The organism is Campylobacter concisus, from assembly GCF_002165815.1.
GTDB lineage: Bacteria > Campylobacterota > Campylobacteria > Campylobacterales > Campylobacteraceae > Campylobacter_A > Campylobacter_A concisus_BH.
Map to the genome: position 1 here is coordinate 1 of NZ_NDYN01000011.1, position 14775 is coordinate 14775.

Here is a 14775-nt window from a genome sequence, read left to right on the forward strand (position 1 = left end):
TTTAAAATTTCATGAACGAGTAATTTCGGCTCTAAAATTTGAGCTAAGCGATAAGCGAAGCCAAATTTTAGTAGTCAATTCTTGCGAGTGAATGGAATTTTAAAATTTGCAAAGACAGCTTTGTTAAATTTGTAAATTTCTTTTTATTCTAAAGGGAGACAAGGGGACTTAAATTACGAAGCCGTCCCCTTATCTCCATTTAGATACCCCAATCCCCTCGCACGTTCAAGGTGCATGCAATAGTGCTAACGCACTGCATGCGTTTCAAAAGCTCTGATAAATTTTAGATACGCTCGTTCATGAAATTTTAAAATTTGATCAAAATCTTTCTAGAGCACGTACCTATACACTTTACAAGCTTATGAAATTTCTGTCATTGCGCTAAATTTAAACAAATTTTAATAGATAAATGCCGATAATTAGGGCTTTAAATCACCTTAAAGGATAGACATGAAAAAGATCTTTGCTCTTTTACTGACAGCTTTTGTTGCTCTTTGTGCAAACGAGCTAAAATTTGGTACAGCGGCAAACTACCCGCCATTTGAATACATCGATGAAAACAACAAAATAACAGGCTTTGACATCGATTTGATAGACGAAATTTCAAAGCGTGCTGGCTTTTCATATAAGATCATAAATATGAGCTTTGATGGCCTCATTCCAGCGCTTAAAGCTGGCAAGATAAATGGCATCATAAGTGCGATGAGCGCGACTCCTGATAGACTAAAGTCGATTGATTTTACAAAGCCATACTATCTAACTGAAAACATCTACCTAAAGAAAAAAGGCAACGACGCTTTAAAGGCTAAAGAGGAGCTAGCTGGCAAAAAAGTAGGCGTGCAACAAGGCACCATCCAAGAGCTAGCTGCAAATGCGATAAATGGCGCAAAAGTAGTGCCTTCAGAAGATACTGTGCCACTTATAATGGGGCTAAAAGTTGGCAAATTTGACGCGGTTATCCTTGATAGCTCGATAGGCTATGGCTTTATCAAGAAAAACCCTGAAATAGAGGCATTTTTCAAAGAGGTTGATGGTAGCGAGGGCTTTTCAATCGCTTTTGACAAAAACAAAGAGAGCGAGCTTATCGCTAAGATAAATCAAATTTTAGACGAGATGAAAAAAGACGGCAGCTACGACGCACTGCTTAAAAAATACGAACTAAAATAACACCTCCCAACTAGCCTGCAAATTTAGCAGGCTAGCTTTATCTTGCATTTTAAAATTTATACTAAAATCCGCTTTTACATAGAAATTTAAAGGACGGATTATGAGAAAAATTCTGCTACTTTTGTGCTTAGCGCTTAGTCTCTTTGCCTTGCAAAATGACAAAGATATGCTAAGTGGCGAGCTAAAAAACGGGCTTAAATACTATATAAAAGAGAATAAACTCCCGCAAAATACAGCTATCTTTTACCTAGTCGTAAACTCAGGCTCTACTGATGAGAAAGACGGCGAGCAGGGGCTTGCGCACTTTTTGGAGCACATGGCGTTTAATGGTAGCCGTGACTTTAGCAAAAATGAGCTCATTAAACAGCTTGAGAGCCTTGGGGTTAAATTTGGCGCTGATCTAAACGCGCAAACCAGCTACGATCAGACGAGCTACACGCTAAGCATAAATGTAAATGAGAAAAATTTAAAAGACGTTTTCAAGGTCTTTTCAAACTGGATCGATGGCGTAAAGATCGATGCAGGCGAGCTTGATAAGGAGCGTGGCGTCATAATGGAAGAGGAGCGCCAGCGAAACACGCCAGCTTATAGGCTCTATCTTGCCCAGAGTGAGGACATCTTTGCAGGTAGCATCTATCAAAAACGAGTGCCTATAGGCGACATGAACGTGATAAAAAGCGTGGATGCTAAGCACATGCAAGAGTTTTATGAGAGGCTTTATCAGCCAAGATTTATGAGCTTTGTGGCAGTTGGCGACTTTGATAAAAACGAGATAAAAGCTCTGATAGAGAAAAACTTTAGCGCAGCAAAAAACAGCAACTCTTACGCTCACCCAGATAAAAGCATCGCTTTTAAAGATGGGCTAAACGTCTTTAACTACGACGCAAACGAGACGGCAGCTCAGTTTGTAAGACTTAGCTTTTTTGATAAATTTAAGCCAGTCTTGGATGAGGCTGATGTGAAGAGAAATTTAAAAGATGCGCTAATAGCTAGCCTTATAAATATGCTTTATGAGCAAAAAAATGCAAATAATTCATCAAATTTAAGCGTTGATTTTATGGTGCAAACGCTTCAAGCAAAGCAAAAAATTTATAGTTTTGAGGCAAATGTGATCGGAGATGATTTTAACGCTAGCCTTAAAGATATGTTAAGCGTTTTAAAAGGTATCGAGAAATTTGGCTTTAATAAAGGCGACTTTAGCGATGTGAAAAAGGCATTTGTGGCAAACGTAGAGGCTAAATTTAAACGCTCAAAAACTAAAAAATCAAGCGTTTATGCAAGTGAAATTTTAAACATGATCGAAAATGGAGGCTTTGTGCTAAGCGATGAAGATAGCAAAAACCTTAGCCTAAAGCTCTTAAACGAGATCACGCTTGAAGAGGTAAATGCTAGATTTAGGCAAATTTTAGCCATACCTGATGAGCGCGTGAGGGTCTTTAGTAAAGATGGCTTTAAGCTTAGCAAAGATGTCTTTTTGAAGCTAAAAGATGAGGCAAAACCTTACGATACAAATTTGGCTAACCAGAGCCTAAATAAGAGCCTTGGCAATGAAAATTTAGAGCCAAAAGATACCCTTTCTAGTGAATTTGACCAAAAGCATGGCATCTACACTTATAAGCTGCCAAATGGCTCGCAAGTCATCTTTAAGCCACTAGCTACCAAAAAAGATAGCATCTTGTTTGCAGCCATTAGCAAGGGTGGCACTTCAGATCTAGCTGATCCTAAGCTTGGCGGTTTTGCGGTTGCGCTCACAAATGAAAGTGGCGTTGGCAAATTTAACAACTACGAGCTTTCAAAGGTGCTAAACGACAAGATAGTAAGCTACGAAAAGAGCATAGAGGCGCTTACGCAGGGCTTTTACGGCTCTTCAAGCAGTGGCGATCTTAGTTCGCTGCTAGCTGTTATAAATTTAGAGTTTAGCTCTCCAAGAGCCGATGCAAACGTGCTTGAGAGGATAAAACAAAGAGCAAAAGATGAGCTAGCTAAAGAGCAAAATTTACCTGAATATAAATTTAGCACCGAATTTAGCAAATTTTTTTACGAAAACAACAAGCGTGTAGCGCCCATTGAGATGGCGCAGATTGATGCGCTAAAGCTAAATGAGCTAAAAAAGATCATCAAAGATAAATTTACAAACGCAGCCTCATACACCTTCGTAATCATCGGCGACACCGACGAGGAGAGGCTTTTGCCACTTGTTAAAAAGTATATCGCCACCTTGCCAAAGCTTGGTGAGGCTGAAAATTTTAAAGATGACGGCGTGCGAAGTATCAGGGGGCAGCACACTTTTAAAAGAGAGTATCAAAGCACAAAAAGAAGCGATGTGAGCGTGGATATAATAAATTTAGATACAAAATATAGCTTTAAAGAGGTGGTCAAGCTAAGGGCGCTAAACTCGGTCTTAAAAACGGCGCTTCGTGAAAAGATCAGAGAGGACAAGGGGCAAACATACGGCTTTAGCCTAAACGCCAAGCTCTCACGCTATGCGTATGAGCACTCAAAGGTGGTGATCGGCTTTACTTGCGACCCTGCAAACACGGATAAGATCATCGCCGAGATAAAGGAGATAATAGCTAGCATCAAGCGCAGTGGCGCGCTCTTGCCAAAACATTTGGAGGATTTTAAGGCGCAGAGTGAAATCTCTATAAAAAAAGACTATGAAAAGCCTGAGTTTTGGCAAAATCTCATCATCTCAAATAAAATTTTTAACACGCCACTTTACACGGCTGATGAGTATATAGATGCGGTCAAAGCGGTTACAAATGACGATATCAAAGAGGCTGCTAGGCTATATCTTGATGAGAAAAATATGGTGATAAGTATAAATAATCCAAAGTAGAAATTTTTTGGGGCTGGGCTGGCTGGTTCTTTAAATTTAAGACTAAGCAGAAAATTAGTAGGTTAAGCTGGCTAGCTTTTTAAATTTAAGTCTGAGCAGAAATTTGAGAAGTGAAACTAGCCTCCAGAAATTTAAGTAAAATAAATTTAGCGCGCCAAGCCAGCCCCAAAATTTAAACCCTAAAGCTAAGCCAGTATATCCTTTGGCTTTAGCTTGTTTAGCTTTTGCACTAGATCATCAAAGCTCGCACCATTTTCGACCTCACGCCTGATAAACTCCTCGAAAAATTCGCGTTTTATATCCTTGTCCGTGTAGGTCACGCTCTTTTTGGTAACTTGCATAGGCTTAAATTTCTCTTCTTCTATCTCTTCACCGCCATCTTCTCTAACTGGCGTAAGAGCGATATTTTGCAGCACATCAGCGATATTTTCACCCTTTTCATAGCTTGTTTTTAGAAATTTCAAAAACTCATCTTTGCTGTTTTTATCAGCGTAGCTTACACGCTGTGGCATCGCTTGACCTAGGATTTCTATGCGCTTCTTAGCCGATGTTTGCTCGTAAGAGAGAGCCCCGTCTTTGAAAGAAATTTTCACATTTGCATGCTCGCCAAGTATCTTTTCGGCGGTAAATTCCAGCCATTTGTCTTTAAATTTATCGACACTTAGATCAGAATCTAGCAAATTTCTAGCCTCACGACTTAGATGAAGTACGCCAATGTCGTGATTGATTAGAGCGCCAAGAGCTTTGGTGGCATTAGCGGATATGTGATAGGTTTTGTTAAACTCATCTACACTAAATCCGTTTTTCTCGCTAGTAAGGATGGAATTTAACCTCCAAAGCTTCGTGCTATCAACGAAATTTTTAAGGCTAGCAACCTCGTCTTTACTCATAGAACTATCTATGCCATTTATCTTGCCCCAGATAGAAATTTTATAATTTGACGAGTAGCCAGAGAGTGATAGATGCTTGATGTCTAGGGCATTGGGAGAAATTTTTACCTTGCCTAAATTTGCGATAGTCGTTGGCTGCTTATTAAAAGTGTCTTGATAGTTAAAGCTTTGATTAAATCCATTTAGTGCGTTTATCATGTCAAATCCTTTAACACTATATCGGCAAATGGATTTAAATTTTAAATGGATTATTTTTTATTGCGGTATTTTTCGAAAATGGCGATCATCTGGTGCGAGTCTTGCGCGACTTTGAGCTTGTTTGGGTTTTTGCTAAGCAGCTCTTCTCTTAGGGCGTCTATAAATTCCTTGTCCTTTTTGCAGGCTTCAAGGCTCACACGTCCTCTAAGTATAGCCATAAACATAATATCGGCAGTCGCGTTTATCATCTCAAGCATCTTTTCTTCGCTCATTTTTTTAAAATTTGCCCTTTTTTTAGCAAATATTATTCCTTTACGCTTACAAAATTTATTATTTTCACCTCTTGGCTCTCTTTGCAAGCCTCCAGTGCAGCCACATTTTTCACCATGTGAGCGCTCTTCATGTGCTCTTTTTGGCTCTCTAAATTTTCCCAGCTCTCCATAAAGCAGTATTCGTTTTTAGTGCCTGCAACTACGCCACACTCGTAGCTTATGCAGCCTTTGTCTTTTCTTGAAGCTGGCACGATCTCTTTTAGAATTTCTTCAAATTTCGCCTCACATCCAGCTTTTAACTTTACATTTACATAAAATCCTACCATTTGTCTATCCTTTAATATTTTTTGGCTAAAATAACGCAATTTAGACGTAAGTTTGCGTATTACATTACAAGGCCTTTTCATGACTAGATGATACAAAATACTAAATTTATAACTCATAAAACCAACCAAAAACAGTAAATTTAACCAAAATCGGAGAAAAAATGAAAAGACGAGACTTTTTAAAGCTTGGTGCCTTAAGCGCAGCAAGCCTTCAAGCAAAAGAGCTTGACGGAGCAGCTCAGGCGCTTTTTGACAAGCAAAGCGGGCTAAGTGCGAACAAATTTGGCCCATTTTATGTAAAAACTATCGCAGGGCGCGTTGTAGAGACTGAGCCATTTGAGGGCGATGCGTGCCCAAATGAGCTAAACAACGCACTTCTTGATCATATCCAAAACGAAAGCCGTGTAAAATATCCATTTGTTAGAAAGAGCTTTTTGGCTGACCCAAACAACCCAAAGCCAGAGCTTCGTGGCAAAGAGGAATTTGTGCGCGTTAGCTGGGATGAGGTGATAAAACTAAGTGCGAAAATTTTAAAAGAAAATTTTGATAAATACGGCGCTGAAGCTATCTACGGACAGGTTTATCAGTGGGGTAGCCTTGGCAAAGTTGGTCACAGCCAAAAGACCGCAAAGAGGCTGCTTAACGTGCTTGGCGGCTATGTAAATGAGCTTGGTGGCTACTCATACGGCGCAGCGACCGTCATCTTGCCGCACATCACAGGCTCGATCGATCCAACGCTCGCGCCAACAAAGTGGGAGGCTATCTTAAAAAATGCCAAAATGATCGTATTTTGGGGCACAAACCCAGTCGTTTCAAACAAGATCGCCATTGGCGTGCCGCTTCACAACTCATATAAATACTACGATGAGATCAGAAAAAAGGGCGAGAGCGGCGAGATGAAAATTTATAGCGTCGATGTTTATCACAACGAAAGCGCAAGATATTTTGGCGCAAAGTACCTTGAAGTCGTGCCTTGCACCGATACGGCGATGATGATAGGTATGTGCAACTACCTTTTTGAAAAGGGGCTTTATAGCAAAGAATTTATAGAAAAATACACCGTTGGCTTTGATAAATTTAAAGAGTATATGCTTGGCACAAAAGACGGGGTCAATAAAAACCTAGCTTGGGCAAGTAAAATTTGTGGCGTGAGCGAGCAAGATCTTGCTAAATTTAGCGAGGATCTAGCCAAAAACGACTCAGTCATAGTTAGTGGCTACGCCATACAAAGGCAAGATCACGGCGAGATGGCGTACTGGGCGCTAGTGACGCTAAATGCGATGCTTGGACACATCGGCAAAGAGGGTTGTGGCTTTGTCACAAATGACGGCATGCACAAAACGCCGATGAAAGCTTCATAGCGCCTAAACTAGCGGCTTTTGAGACGAAGGTGCCACAAAAATTCATTGATAGCGGGCTGGTGCCAAAGACTAAGGGCTACGAGCTGCCAAACTCAAGGCTCATAGACGCACTTTTAAGTCCTGGCAAAGAGATAACTAGAAATGGCAAGAGCTACAAGCTACCAAAGATCAGAGTGATGTTTAACGCCAACGGCTCGACATTTACAAGGCATCCAGAGACCAACAGAGCGATAAAAGCTATGCAAAAAGTGCAAGCGATCATCACTTGCGAGCCATTTTGGACGAGCACAGCTAAATTTAGCGACATCGTCCTGCCAGCTGCGCTTGAGTGCGAGCGAACGGACATCGAGATGGCAAACTCAACTAACGAGTATCTCTTTGCCATTAAGCCGCTTGTTAAGCCATTTGGCGAGAGCAAGAGCGACTTCGAGATCGCAAGGCTCATCGCAAAAGAGTGGGGCAGAGAAGAGGCATTTAGCGAGGGCAAAAGCGAGCTAGAGTGGGTCAAAGAAATTTACGAAGATGCCGTTAAAAAGGCTGCTGGGCTTGGGTATGAGAGCATGCCAAGCTTTGATGAGTTTTGGCAGAAGGGATATTTTAGATTTGACAAGGTCGATGAGAAAAAACGCTACTTTACAAACTATAAGAAATTCCGCGATGACCCAGTGACAAATCCGCTAAAAACGCCATCTGGCAAGATAGAAATTTACTCTGAAACGGTCGCTGGCTTTGGCTATGATGACTGCCCACCGCATGCGACGTGGCTTGAGCCGTTTGAGTGGCTGGGCGCAAAAAATAAAAAATACCCTATCGCCATAAGTGGCGCGCACTCTAAATTTAGACTTCACTCGCAGCTAAATAACTCTGTGCTTAGCCATTTTAACGAGATCGCAGAGCGCGAGCCAGTGCTCATAAACCCAAAAACAGCCGAGGCTAGAGGGATAAAAATGGGCGACGTGGTGAAAATTTACAACGATAGGGGCGAAATTTTGTGCGGTGCCTTTGTAACCGAGGATGTGCCACAAAACGTCGTCATCGTGAGCGAGGGCGCTTGGTACGACCCAGATGTGCCAGGCGAGAAGAGCCTTTGCTTGCACGGAAATTTAAACGTGCTCACAAAAGACGTGCCATCAAGCAAGATGAGCCAGAGCAACACCGCCCACACGAGCCTTGTCGAGGTCGAGAAATTTAAGGGTACGCCAAAGCGTGTCAGGGCGTTTGACGCACCAAAAATCGGCGCAAGAAAGGCCTAAAAGTAACACTTTGAAAATTTAAAGTGCTAAAAGCTATCCTTTTTTAAATAATTAGAGTTAAAATCTAAGAAAAAAGAAAGGATAGCTCATGAAAATAGCCGAAATAGACACTCCAGCGCTGCTCATAGACAAAGAGATAGTGCTAAAAAACTTAGACAAAATGCAAAAATATGCTGATAAATTTAATGTAAGCTTAAGACCACACACCAAAACGCACAAGATGCCATACTTTGCAAAACTGCAAGTAGAGTGCGGCGCAAAGGGCATCACGGTGGCAAAGGTGGGCGAGGCTGAAGTGATGGCAAAAGAGGGGTTAAGCGACATTTTCATCGCAAATGAGATCGTCACAAGGCAGAAATTTGCTCGCATCATAGCCCTTGTAAGAACTGGCATTAAAGTGAGCTTTGGCGTCGATAGCGTGGGCGTTTTGAGGCTAATTGATGAGTTATTTGGCGAGGCTGGCGAGATAGCTAGGCTACTTGTCGAGATAGAAGTTGGCGAAAACCGCTCGGGCGTCATAGAAGAGGGCGATTTTAGAGCTTTGATGAGCGCTTTTAAAGAGTGCAAAAACGTGAAATTTTGCGGCGTTTTCTCGCATGATGGCCACTCATACAAGGCAAAAGATAAGCGCGAGTGCGAGCAAATTTTTAAAGAGGCAACCATGAGAACGCTAAAATTTGCTGATATCGCGCTTGAGTTTGGGTATGAAAATTTCACCGTTAGCATCGGCTCGACGCCCTCGCTGATAAATGATTTTGAGATACCAAAAGGCGTTACGGAGCTTCGCCCTGGCACATATATATTTATGGATGCGTCGCAGGCAAATGCTTATGGTAGCTTTGATATGAACGCTGCTAGCGTGCTTAGTGTCGTGATCTCAAGGCCGACCGCGATCCGCACGATCCTTGATGCTGGGGCAAAGGCGCTGACCAAAGAGAGGCGTAGTGAGGGCTTTTGCACGACGCCTGGCATGGGGCTCATCGCGGAGCATGAAGTGTGGATAGACAGCCTATTTGACGAGCATGCGATCATCTTAAACGAGAAATTTGCAAAAAGTGTGCGCGTGGGCGATCTTGTTCGCATCTATCCAAATCACATCTGTCCAGTGGTAAATTTGTATGACTACGCCTATCTCGTAAGTGGCGATGAGGTCTGCGAAAAGGTACCGGTTTTAGCAAGAGGCAGGATAGAGTAGGGATTTGGCAGATAAAACCTGTATTAAACAAATTTAAAACACTGTATGGATCGTAGTAAATTTATGCTTTTGGGCAAATTTTAAAACTTCATTCACTCGCAAGAATTGACTACTAAAATTTGGCTTCGCTTACAGCTTAGCTCAAATTTTAGAGCCGAAATTACTCGCTCATGAAATTTTAAAATTTGATAGACAGTCACTTCGCGCGGTTAATTTAATATCACCGAACTCTCTTGCAGTTTTTCTAGCTTTAAAATTTGCTCATTTGGCTTTGCCTTTAGGCGCTCAAGCATCGCTATTTTTTGGGCGTAAATTTCATTAAATTCGATCTTTATGTCAAGCAAAGTTTTATTTAAAAAAGAGTTATTTGAGCACATAAGATCGTCAAATTCATAAAGGCTAAAGGCATTTAGCATACGCTCATAAACCTCTTTTGCGCTTGGGATGTAGAGTGGAGTGCCCATTTGCAGGTGCGAATTTAGCGAGTTTTCGATCTTTTGCTTTAGAAAATAAACCGCAAGCTTAAGCGCATTTTCGTAGTTTGACGCAACCTTTACGTCAAGCTTTTCAAAAAAGAGCGAAATCTTTTGCGTCGCCTTAAATTTGGCATTTTCATACTCTCTTAAGAAATTCTCATAGGTCCTGCCAGCGTAGGTATTTATCGATTTTGTCTCGTAGTTTGAGGCAAACTCATCAAATGGATTAAAGCTCTCGTAGCGAGATTTATAAACGAAAAGCTCATCTTCTAAGCTTTTATAAAGCTCATCAAAAGCCGATATGATCTCATTTTCAAGCTCTTTTAGATCTCTTTTGTAGCGTTTAAAAAATTTAGAAAAGACGACGTCTTCATAGATGAGCTTTGAAAAGACCTCGTCCGTGTCAAGGCTTATCATTTCAAAATTTTCGCGCTTATAAATTTCTTTGTTTAAAAGCGTCTTTGCTGGGTTAAATTTTGTCCTAGAAAATGGCTTAAGCAGCTTAAAAACTTCATCACTTGCAAGCTTTATGGCCTCGCTCATATCGCTGTATCGCAGGGCAATTTTAGGCTTAAACTCCTCTTTTATCACTTCTAGTTTTTCTTCAAGCGTGGCATTAAATTTATCCAAAATTTCATCAGCTGCGCTATAAACTTTAAGGCGGTTTTCTTGCTCGCTAATCAAAAAATTTACTATCTTTTTCGCCCTTGTTTTTATGAAATTTTCTTTAAAGCTCGCGTTTAAAAACGTCTCTTTTACCGCACTTAGTGCTTTAGCAAAATTTGAGCTTTCTAGCTCGCTCTTGTTTTCATTTGTGATGCCATTGAGTGCTTGCTTTGATGAGATGGCGATGATATCGTCAAAAAGCTTGCCATAAGTTTGCCTAGCGTGCTTTAGCAAGCTTTCAAGCTCGTCCTCGCTTAGCTTATCCTTTTGGTTGATGAAGCAAAGCGCCTTTAGATCGTTTGTCCTTAAAATTTCTTCTACGCTTTCAAGCTCACTAGCCTTTGCAGCGTTGTTTGCGAGGCTTAGCCAGATCGCGCCACAGACCTTTTTTAGCGTGTTTTTGGTCTCTTTTGTGTCGGCATCTCGTAGCGAGTTTAGACCTGGCGTGTCGATGAAATTTACCTCTTTTAAAATTTCACTTGGCGCATAAAGTGTCATGCTTTTTATCTGCTCGCTCATGGCGTTTAGCTCTGCAAGCTCGCTGCTAGCTAGCAAGCTCTCGCTGTCATTTGTAAATTTCACGCTAAGAAGCGGCATCTTTGCAAATTTTAGCCGCACAGCCTTTGCCGTGACAGGCGTTAGACCTGATGGCAAGATGTTTTGTCTAAGCAAAGCATTTAAAAATGTTGATTTGCCACTTGAAAACTGCCCTATAACAGCGATAAGAGGCGGCTCATTTAGAGTGTCGATTAGTAAATTTAGGCTCTCTTTTATCTCATCGCTCGCGTGCAGACTTGGATCATTTAGCTCATTTACTAGCCTTGCTAGCTCGCCCTTAAAGTCGTTTGTAAAAACCTTAAAATATCTCGCCTTATAGGCATTTATGAACTCATTAAACATTTTCTAGCTCCCCTAAAAGCGAGCAAATTTCATCTTGCAAGGCGTTTTGCTCTTTTAGTTTTAAAAGTGAGTTTTGATTTTGCGAGCTAAGCTTTTCTAGCTCACGATCTAGCTCTTTTAGCCTCTTATCAAGCGTGGCTTTTTGAGCGCTTTCATAGGTTTTTATGAGGTTTAAAAGGCGGTTTTTTTCATGATCAGTTAAAATTTCACAAAATTGAGAGATATTTTTATCTTTTAGCAAGCCCTCTTTTAAGCCTAAAAGTGCTTCGCTTGCGTCACTTGAAATTTTCGCTCTAAATGCAGCTAAAAGCTCCTCAAATTCAAGCTTTACGCCCATTTGCTCTAAAAAGTCATTTATGTTAAAAATCTCATCTTTACTCATAGCGTAATCATCAAAATTTAAAGCGATATTTTGCTCGCACGATCTTGTTTGCACCAAAGTTTCGTTTCTAGCCTCTCTCATAAGCGCCATCACACCGTCTTGAAGTGTCGTTTTTGCGATTTGCTCTAGGCGATCTAAATTTAAGCTTTGCTTTTTGCTTTTACAGTAGGCTATCTCGCTTTTTACCTTATCGTTTAGGTTTTGCAAAAGCGTCTCAAGCCCCATTTTATAGATATTTTTAGTGTTGCTGCTTTCAAGCTTTGCAAGCTCGTTTTTGGTTAGGTTTTCAAGTTTGGAGAAATTTTCACTAAGTGCGTTTTTGACGCTTGCCTGCTCATTTTGAAGCTTTTTAAGCTCAACTTCATAAGCTTTGAGCGACAAAATTTCAGCCTTAGTGGCCTCAAGCTTGCTATTTAGGATATTTTTTAACTCCTTTTGATACGAGCTTAAGATAAGGGCTGATTTTTTAGAGTTTTTGCCAAAGAGCACCTCGTAAAGATAGTCCTTAAACTCCTCTACACCGCTATTTGCAGCGCCTTCTAAGAAGCTTTTTGCACTAAGCGCAAAATAATCAATCTCAACGCCATTTATCTGCTCACCAATCGCTTTTTTAGTGTAGTTTAGCGTCTCATTTAGCTCTTTAGCGCTTAGCTCATCAGCGTGAGTTAGCACCACGGCGAGCCTTACGATGTGCGAGTTTTCAAGGCATTTTTTTAAAAATAGAGCGTCCTTTTGCGTGGCACTTTGTGAGGCGTTCATGAGGTGGGCTAAAAGGTCGCACTCTCTCATAAAATTTGTAGTGATCTGCTCTCTTAAAACCACCGCATCATCGATGCCTGGCGTGTCTATGATGCAGACGTTGTCCTTTAAAAGCTCCAAGTCGTCATAAAGCTCGACGCTTTTTACGAGATTTGCTGTTTTTGAGCTTGAAGAGGTGTAGTTTTTTATCTCGTCTATGCCGATATCTACGCTTTTGCTTGGTAAATTTTCGCTTGGTACGCCAAGCGCTAAAAGCTCATCAATGCTGTAAAAATTTACCCTTGCAAAGCTATCTTTGGAGTATTTTAAAATAGTTAAATTTATAGTTTCTGGCACGTTTGAAGCGCCAAGGACGGGTTTGTTTAAAAGGGCGTTTAGAAGGGTTGATTTGCCAGAGTTTATGACGCCACTTGCGGCTATGTTAAAAAGCGTTTCGTTTGATCTTTTTTTGGCAGCCGCAAGTGCCTCTAAAAATGTTTTATCGCTATCAAGCAAGCTTGCTTTTTCGTTTATCTCATTTAAAAAGTCTAGGTTTTTATGAAAGTGATCTTTTGGCTTGGTATGAGAAATTTTAGCCTCATTAGCGCCTTTGTTTTTGCTTATGATCTTTTCTAAGAAGCCGATTTTCTCATCATCTATGATCTTTTCATCGCGCAATATTTTTAGGTATTTTACTATCTCGTCGCTTGAAATTTTAGCCTCATTTAGCGCTTTAAGAGTCGCAAGCTGCGCACTTTGTATGCTAAATATATCCAGCTCAACTTTAAGCCTTTTTAGCACCGCTCTAAACTCATCAAGCGCCATAAACTGATCTAAATTTCTCTCGTCGCAAACTAGAAGAAGGGCTAGCAGATCTGGGTAAAATGGCACGTTAGCAGCAGCATTTGTATAAATTTTATTTGCATGCCAAGCCTGTTTTAAAAACTCATCCATAAAGACTCTTTTTATTGATATTTTGGGATTTTATTAAATTTTTACTTATGAAGCTATCAATCAAAGTTGCAAAGAATATTTAAAAAGACCATTTAAATAGTAGGCAAAAGTTTTAATGCAAATGGTTTTAGGACACCGCTTAAATGCTCTATACCCACCACAGGTTAAGAGACATCTTATTTTGGCAATATGTGCTGCATCAAAAAGAGCTTCATACAACTAAAAAAGTAGTCAAAAAGAAGTAGTGAGTTTTGGTTGTAAAATAACGAATTTGCTCTTATTTGAATGAACTAGAGCATGCTTTTAAAATGTAATACTTTTAAACTTAAAGATATTTATTTTAGTAGCAAAATTTATCTTGCATAAAACATCGCAACCAAACCGCGGTTTATATCTTTCGTATCGCCATCATCTATCTTTGTAACCTTTGAGATGCTCACACTTTTATCGCTATTTATCGTGAAAGTGAGCTCAATAACTCTCTCATTTACCTTTCTAGTGTTTTCGCCAAAATAGATCACTTCTGGCTCTTTTTGTGAGTAGTAGACGGCGTATTTGCTTTGGGCTACGACGTTGTCAAAGACCCATTTTTGTTTGATATCTAAAATTTGAGCAAGCTCATTTTTAAACTCAAGGTCACAACTAACAGAGGTTAGATAGCCAGCACTTTCTTTTGCTGGATCAAATTTGCAGTGCTTGTTCGCGATGGATAAAATGGTCTCTTTGTCTATGCTTTTACCACTTTTTAATATGCTATTTGCGCTATCAAATGCAAGCTCTAAGCTGTTATCAACTCTTTTTTGCTGAGCAGTTTTGGCGCTATTTAGGGCTTTTATGTAGCCGCTATTTTTTCTTTCAAACTCATCTTCAAGCACATTTTTGCTAACCACGCAGCTAACTTTAACCACTTTTTTATCGTCGCTACTGATGTCTTGCCACTGAGTGCTTATACATCCTTTAAAGCTATCTATCGCTGAGCCTATTGTTATTGATTTGTTACCTTTTAAAATGTAGTTTTTAACAATGCCTATGTTGCTTTCCTTGCAGCCCACTAATAATAAAAGTGCGCTAAATCCTAGAAATAGAGCCTTTTTCATCATTTTACCTTTTTGTAAATTTGACAAAATAGTACCAAACTAAAGTTTAAATTATTATGAT

The 14775-nt window shown here is 40.3% G+C and carries 9 protein-coding genes and 1 pseudogene; 4 read left to right on the forward strand and 6 right to left on the reverse strand.

The window, feature by feature from the left end:
- The first annotated feature begins 450 nt into the window (after positions 1–450).
- Complete coding sequence (locus B9N65_RS10040; RefSeq protein ID WP_087583725.1) at positions 451–1167, forward strand: basic amino acid ABC transporter substrate-binding protein; 717 nt, start codon at positions 451–453, stop codon at positions 1165–1167.
- A 100-nt stretch (positions 1168–1267) separates the two neighbouring features.
- Entirely contained in the window at positions 1268–4006 is a 2739-nt protein-coding gene (locus B9N65_RS10045; RefSeq protein ID WP_087583726.1) for a M16 family metallopeptidase, read from the forward strand.
- A gap of 185 nt (positions 4007–4191) precedes the next feature.
- On the opposite strand, the gene B9N65_RS10050 is transcribed toward B9N65_RS10045, so the two are convergent.
- Genes B9N65_RS10050 through B9N65_RS10060 form a run of 3 tightly spaced genes read right to left on the reverse strand, consistent with a single transcriptional unit; the run spans position 4192 to position 5692 of the window.
- Positions 4192–5094 (reverse strand): hypothetical protein, encoded by a 903-nt coding sequence (locus B9N65_RS10050; RefSeq protein WP_087583727.1) that lies wholly within the window; start codon positions 5092–5094, stop codon positions 4192–4194.
- A gap of 50 nt (positions 5095–5144) precedes the next feature.
- Positions 5145–5366 carry a hypothetical protein gene (locus tag B9N65_RS10055; RefSeq protein ID WP_002941152.1) on the reverse strand — a complete coding sequence of 74 codons (222 nt, stop codon included), beginning with the start codon at positions 5364–5366 and terminating at the stop codon, positions 5145–5147.
- Positions 5367–5398: 32 nt separating this feature from the next.
- Positions 5399–5692, reverse strand: coding sequence for a putative quinol monooxygenase (locus B9N65_RS10060; protein WP_087583728.1), 294 nt, complete (start codon positions 5690–5692; stop codon positions 5399–5401).
- A gap of 161 nt (positions 5693–5853) precedes the next feature.
- Here B9N65_RS10060 and B9N65_RS10065 point away from each other — a divergent pair.
- Positions 5854–8306: pseudogene (locus tag B9N65_RS10065) on the forward strand (molybdopterin-dependent oxidoreductase).
- Between the two features lie 88 nt (positions 8307–8394).
- Positions 8395–9501: a D-TA family PLP-dependent enzyme gene (locus tag B9N65_RS10070; protein ID WP_087583729.1), complete on the forward strand. Its 1107-nt coding sequence runs from the start codon at positions 8395–8397 to the stop codon at positions 9499–9501.
- Between the two features lie 209 nt (positions 9502–9710).
- On the opposite strand, the gene B9N65_RS10075 is transcribed toward B9N65_RS10070, so the two are convergent.
- The 3 genes from B9N65_RS10075 to B9N65_RS10085 form a co-directional block, all read right to left on the reverse strand.
- Complete coding sequence (locus B9N65_RS10075) at positions 9711–11543, reverse strand: dynamin family protein (protein WP_087583730.1); 1833 nt, start codon at positions 11541–11543, stop codon at positions 9711–9713.
- Positions 11536–13617 carry a dynamin family protein gene (locus tag B9N65_RS10080; RefSeq protein WP_087583731.1) on the reverse strand — a complete coding sequence of 694 codons (2082 nt, stop codon included), beginning with the start codon at positions 13615–13617 and terminating at the stop codon, positions 11536–11538. The genes B9N65_RS10075 and B9N65_RS10080 overlap by 8 nt, the downstream gene beginning before the upstream one ends.
- Before the next feature lie 353 nt (positions 13618–13970).
- Positions 13971–14714: a hypothetical protein gene (locus tag B9N65_RS10085; RefSeq protein WP_087583732.1), complete on the reverse strand. Its 744-nt coding sequence runs from the start codon at positions 14712–14714 to the stop codon at positions 13971–13973.
- Positions 14715–14775 lie beyond the last annotated feature (61 nt).

What these genes read in the sequence shown, in the direction of transcription:
- B9N65_RS10060 (WP_087583728.1), bottom strand. Translation starts at nt 5,692, where the DNA reads ATGGTAGGATTTTATGTAAATGTAAAGTTAAAAGCTGGATGTGAGGCG.
- B9N65_RS10040 (WP_087583725.1), top strand. Translation starts at nt 451, where the DNA reads ATGAAAAAGATCTTTGCTCTTTTACTGACAGCTTTTGTTGCTCTTTGT.
- B9N65_RS10070 (WP_087583729.1), top strand. Translation starts at nt 8,395, where the DNA reads ATGAAAATAGCCGAAATAGACACTCCAGCGCTGCTCATAGACAAAGAG.
- B9N65_RS10080 (WP_087583731.1), bottom strand. Translation starts at nt 13,617, where the DNA reads ATGGATGAGTTTTTAAAACAGGCTTGGCATGCAAATAAAATTTATACA.
- B9N65_RS10050 (WP_087583727.1), bottom strand. Translation starts at nt 5,094, where the DNA reads ATGATAAACGCACTAAATGGATTTAATCAAAGCTTTAACTATCAAGAC.
- B9N65_RS10055 (WP_002941152.1), bottom strand. Translation starts at nt 5,366, where the DNA reads ATGAGCGAAGAAAAGATGCTTGAGATGATAAACGCGACTGCCGATATT.
- B9N65_RS10045 (WP_087583726.1), top strand. Translation starts at nt 1,268, where the DNA reads ATGAGAAAAATTCTGCTACTTTTGTGCTTAGCGCTTAGTCTCTTTGCC.
- B9N65_RS10085 (WP_087583732.1), bottom strand. Translation starts at nt 14,714, where the DNA reads ATGAAAAAGGCTCTATTTCTAGGATTTAGCGCACTTTTATTATTAGTG.
- B9N65_RS10075 (WP_087583730.1), bottom strand. Translation starts at nt 11,543, where the DNA reads ATGTTTAATGAGTTCATAAATGCCTATAAGGCGAGATATTTTAAGGTT.